Genomic DNA, 5,732 nt, shown 5'->3' on the forward strand with positions numbered 1-5,732 from the left:
AAAGCCCAAACCCCCAGGTACACGAGGTACGAGGGGGTTTGGGGGGCTTGTAAGAGCCTGACGATGACCTACTTTCACACGGGAACCCGCACTATCATCGGCGCAAAGGCGTTTCACTGTCCTGTTCGGGATGGGAAGGAGTGGTACCACCTCGCTATGGTCGTCAGGCATAACTTGTTGTCCTGGCTGTGCACGCGCACAGACGGGACGAATTCATAGAGTATCGAATCAGCTGTTTTGATTGCTGCCAACGATCATAGCCAGATCATTTGATCATGACCACAAGGGCATAAACATGACATCCACTCTGACGACAAGCGTCAAAGTTATAGGGTCAAGCCGCACGAGCAATTAGTATCAGTTAGCTTAACGCATTGCTGCGCTTCCACACCTGACCTATCAACGTCCTGGTCTTGAACGACTCTTTAGGGGGCTCAAGGCCCCGGCAGATCTCATCTTGGAACGAGTTTCACGCTTAGATGCTTTCAGCGTTTATCTCTTCCGCACTTAGCTACCCGGCAATGCCACTGGCGTGACAACCGGTACACCAGAGGTGCGTCCACTCCGGTCCTCTCGTACTAGGAGCAGGCTTCCTCAAATCTGCAGCGCCCACGGAAGATAGGGACCAAACTGTCTCACGACGTTTTAAACCCAGCTCACGTACCTCTTTAAATGGCGAACAGCCATACCCTTGGGACCGGCTACAGCCCCAGGATGAGATGAGCCGACATCGAGGTGCCAAACACCGCCGTCGATATGAACTCTTGGGCGGTATCAGCCTGTTATCCCCAGAGTACCTTTTATCCGTTGAGCGATGGCCCTTCCATACAGAACCACCGGATCACTATGTCCTGCTTTCGCATCTGCTCGACTTGTCAGTCTCGCAGTTAAGCACGCTTATGCCATTGCACTATTAGCACGATGTCCGACCGTACCTAGCGTACCTTCGAACTCCTCCGTTACACTTTGGGAGGAGACCGCCCCAGTCAAACTGCCTACCATGCACTGTCCCCGATCCAGATAATGGACCTAGGTTAGAACCTCAAACACACCAGGGTGGTATTTCAACGTTGGCTCCACAAGATCTAGCGACCCTGCTTCAAAGCCTCCCACCTATCCTACACAGATCTGTTCAAAGTCCAATACAAAGCTACAGTAAAGGTTCATGGGGTCTTTCCGTCTTTCCGCGGGGAGATTGCATCATCACAAACATTTCAACTTCGCTGAGTCTCTGGAGGAGACAGTGTGGCCATCGTTACGCCATTCGTGCAGGTCGGAACTTACCCGACAAGGAATTTCGCTACCTTAGGACCGTTATAGTTACGGCCGCCGTTTACTGGGACTTCGATCAAGAGCTTGCACCCCATCAATTAATCTTCCAGCACCGGGCAGGCGTCACACCCTATACGTCCACTTTCGTGTTTGCAGAGTGCTGTGTTTTTAATAAACAGTCGCAGCCACCAATTTTTTGCAACCCATTCGTGCTCAGATGTTCTCATCACACTACTAGGGCACACCTTCTTCCGAAGTTACGGTGTCAATTTGCCGAGTTCCTTCTCCAGAGTTCTCTCAAGCGCCTTAGAATACTCATCTCGCGCACCAGTGTCGGTTTGCGGTACGGTCAATTACAAGCTGAAGCTTAGTGGCTTTTCCTGGGACCTCGTTCAGTTACTTCGCGAGCAAGCTCGCTCGATCGACAGCCTCGGTATATGACACGCGGATTTGCCTACGTGTCGCCTACATCTGTCTAAACCGGCACATCCAACCGCCGGATAACCTATTAAAATCCGTCCCCACATCGCACTTGTAATCGGTACAGGAATATTGACCTGTTTCCCATCAGCTACGCATCTCTGCCTCGCCTTAGGGGCCGACTCACCCTACGCCGATGAACGTTGCGTAGGAAACCTTGCGCTTACGGCGAGGGGGCTTTTCACCCCCTTTAACGCTACTCATGTCAGCATTCGCACTTCTGATACCTCCAGCATCCTTTACAAGACACCTTCACAGGCTTACAGAACGCTCTCCTACCACTTGCAATAAATTGCAAATCCGCAGCTTCGGTAACTGGCTTAGCCCCGTTACATCTTCCGCGCAGGACGACTCGATCAGTGAGCTATTACGCTTTCTTTAAATGATGGCTGCTTCTAAGCCAACATCCTGACTGTTTTAGCCTTCCCACTTCGTTTCCCACTTAGCCAATTTTAGGGACCTTAGCTGGCGGTCTGGGTTGTTTCCCTCTTGAGTCCGGACGTTAGCACCCGGTGCTCTGTCTCCCAAGCTGTACTCGTCGGTATTCGGAGTTTGCCTTGGTTTGGTAAGTCGCCATGACCCCCTAGCCAAAACAGTGCTCTACCCCCGACGGTAATACTTGAGGCACTACCTAAATAGTTTTCGGAGAGAACCAGCTATTTCCAAGTTTGTTTAGCCTTTCACCCCTATCCACAGCTCATCCGCTAGTTTTGCAACACTAGTCGGTTCGGACCTCCAGTACCTGTTACGGCACCTTCATCCTGGCCATGGATAGATCACTTGGTTTCGGGTCTACACCCAGCGACTGAATCGCCCTATTCGGACTCGGTTTCCCTACGCCTTCCCTACTCGGTTAAGCTTGCCACTGAATGTAAGTCGCTGACCCATTATACAAAAGGTACGCAGTCACCCCTTTCGAGGCTCCTACTTTTTGTAAGCATGCGGTTTCAGGATCTATTTCACTCCCCTCCCGGGGTTCTTTTCGCCTTTCCCTCACGGTACTTGTTCACTATCGGTCGATGATGAGTATTTAGCCTTGGAGGATGGTCCCCCCATATTCAGACAGGATTTCTCGTGTCCCGCCCTACTTTTCGTTAGCTCAGTACCACACAGGTCTTTTCACGTACGGGGCTATCACCCACTATGGCCGTCCTTTCCAGAACGTTCCGTTAAGTCTTGTGCTATCACTAACAGGCTCTTCCAATTTCGCTCGCCACTACTTTCGGAATCTCGGTTGATGTCTTTTCCTCGAGCTACTGAGATGTTTCAGTTCACCCGGTTCGCCTCGCATGACTATGTATTCATCATGCGATACCTACTGCTAGGTGGGTTTCCCCATTCGGAAATCTCCGGATCAAAGCTTATTTGCCAGCTCCCCGAAGCTTATCGCAGGCTATCACGTCCTTCGTCGCCTATCATCGCCAAGGCATCCACCACATGCTCTTATTCACTTGACCCTATAACTTTGACGTCTTCCCAGGCTTCACAGCCCAGCAAAACACCATCATCAAATCAAGAGAATGTCTGTCAGGTCTTTCACCTGACGCGTTATGCCGTTTCAATTCATATCTTTCGATCAAATTGAATATTCGTTGACGCAATCAAAAAATGTTGCTGATGGCACGGTGCACACTAAACCTTTACGAATGTGTGCTTTCCATCAGCAACGCTGATTCGACTCTATGAATTTTTAAAGAACAGCCGTTGCAACCTTGCGATTGCTTGTCGATCGATAGATACCGATCAACATCAAAACACCCTGTCAATCAGGATGCTTTGATGTTGAAACAAATCGTTGGTGGAGGATGACGGGATCGAACCGACGACCCCCTGCTTGCAAAGCAGGTGCTCTCCCAGCTGAGCTAATCCCCCATGATGTTGCGGTGGAATGAGAGCACTTGGTGGGTCTGGTTGGTCTCGAACCAACGACCCCCGCCTTATCAAGACGGTGCTCTAACCAACTGAGCTACAGACCCAAGCCGGTCACTAGTAACCTGGAACAATCCAGATCGCTGGCGACGTCCTTCCAACAACCGATAAGTGTGAGCGTTTGAGCTTGATTGCTCTTTTTCCAGAAAGGAGGTGATCCAGCCGCACCTTCCGATACGGCTACCTTGTTACGACTTCACCCCAGTCACGAACCCCGCCGTGGTAATCGCCCTCCTTGCGGTTAGGCTAACTACTTCTGGCGAGACCCGCTCCCATGGTGTGACGGGCGGTGTGTACAAGACCCGGGAACGTATTCACCGTGACATGCTGATCCACGATTACTAGCGATTCCGACTTCACGCAGTCGAGTTGCAGACTGCGATCCGGACTACGACCGGCTTTGATGGATTGGCTCCCCCTCGCGGGTTTGCGACCCTTTGTACCGGCCATTGTATGACGTGTGTAGCCCCACCTATAAGGGCCATGAGGACTTGACGTCATCCCCACCTTCCTCCGGTTTGTCACCGGCAGTCTCATTAGAGTGCCCAACTGAATGTAGCAACTAATGACAAGGGTTGCGCTCGTTGCGGGACTTAACCCAACATCTCACGACACGAGCTGACGACAGCCATGCAGCACCTGTGTTACGGCTCTCTTTCGAGCACTAAGCCATCTCTGGCAAATTCCGTACATGTCAAAGGTGGGTAAGGTTTTTCGCGTTGCATCGAATTAAACCACATCATCCACCGCTTGTGCGGGTCCCCGTCAATTCCTTTGAGTTTCAACCTTGCGGCCGTACTCCCCAGGCGGTCAACTTCACGCGTTAGCTTCGTTACTGAGTCAGAAGAGACCCAACAACCAGTTGACATCGTTTAGGGCGTGGACTACCAGGGTATCTAATCCTGTTTGCTCCCCACGCTTTCGTGCATGAGCGTCAGTGCAGGCCCAGGGGATTGCCTTCGCCATCGGTGTTCCTCCGCATATCTACGCATTTCACTGCTACACGCGGAATTCCATCCCCCTCTGCCGCACTCCAGCTTTGCAGTCACAATCGCAATTCCCAGGTTGAGCCCGGGGATTTCACGACTGTCTTACAAAACCGCCTGCGCACGCTTTACGCCCAGTAATTCCGATTAACGCTTGCACCCTACGTATTACCGCGGCTGCTGGCACGTAGTTAGCCGGTGCTTATTCTTACGGTACCGTCATTAGCCCAGGGTATTAACCCAGACCGTTTCGTTCCGTACAAAAGCAGTTTACAACCCGAAGGCCTTCTTCCTGCACGCGGCATTGCTGGATCAGGCTTGCGCCCATTGTCCAAAATTCCCCACTGCTGCCTCCCGTAGGAGTCTGGGCCGTGTCTCAGTCCCAGTGTGGCTGGTCGTCCTCTCAGACCAGCTACAGATCGTTGGCTTGGTGAGCCTTTACCCCACCAACTACCTAATCTGACATCGGCCGCTCCAATCGCGCGAGGCCTTACGGTCCCCCGCTTTCATCCATAGATCGTATGCGGTATTAGCGCAGCTTTCGCTGCGTTATCCCCCACGACTGGGCACGTTCCGATGCATTACTCACCCGTTCGCCACTCGTCAGCACCTTGCGGCCTGTTACCGTTCGACTTGCATGTGTAAAGCATGCCGCCAGCGTTCAATCTGAGCCAGGATCAAACTCTTTAGTTCGATCTTGAAATTACTCATAAAAACGGAATTGAAGTGAACTTCACTTCTATTCTCATGAGCGTTTAAAGTCTTGCGACTTGAACTCTTTCGAGTTCGTTTTCGCAATCGCCTTCAAACGCCCACGCTTATCGGCTGTATGTTTTTAATGATCCCGCAAACCCCGGCGTCACCACCTTCGTTTGCTTGCTTAGCTGCGATCAGCTGAGCCTCGTATTATGACACAGTTTTTGCGGCCTTGTCAAAATATTTCAGATTATTTTCTGACCTACTCTGAACCGCTCCGGACTCTCGTCCCTGCGTCTTCCCTACCCACCTTTGTGCTCTGCCGTGAGGCGTTGCAGTGAGCAGCGAAGCCTTGCAGTATACGACAGA

2 tRNA genes and 3 rRNA genes are annotated in these 5,732 nt (G+C 51.7%); all 5 read right to left on the bottom strand.

From position 1 onward, the window contains the following. Nucleotides 1-55: 55 nt before the first annotated feature. Nucleotides 56-168, bottom strand: a 5S ribosomal RNA gene (rrf, locus tag HTA01S_RS24260). A 162-nt stretch (nucleotides 169-330) separates the two neighbouring features. Further along, nucleotides 331-3,209 (bottom strand): 23S ribosomal RNA (locus HTA01S_RS24265). 339 nt (nucleotides 3,210-3,548) lie between these two features. Beyond that, nucleotides 3,549-3,624, bottom strand: a tRNA-Ala gene (locus HTA01S_RS24270). A 27-nt stretch (nucleotides 3,625-3,651) separates the two neighbouring features. Continuing rightward, a tRNA-Ile gene (locus tag HTA01S_RS24275) sits at nucleotides 3,652-3,728 on the bottom strand. A 99-nt stretch (nucleotides 3,729-3,827) separates the two neighbouring features. Beyond that, nucleotides 3,828-5,360, bottom strand: a 16S ribosomal RNA gene (locus HTA01S_RS24280). Together the 16S, 23S and 5S rRNA genes with 2 tRNA genes alongside form the textbook arrangement of a ribosomal RNA operon. Nucleotides 5,361-5,732 lie beyond the last annotated feature (372 nt).

This window comes from Hydrogenophaga taeniospiralis CCUG 15921 (genome assembly GCF_001592305.1).
Taxonomy (GTDB): domain Bacteria; phylum Pseudomonadota; class Gammaproteobacteria; order Burkholderiales; family Burkholderiaceae_C; genus Hydrogenophaga; species Hydrogenophaga taeniospiralis.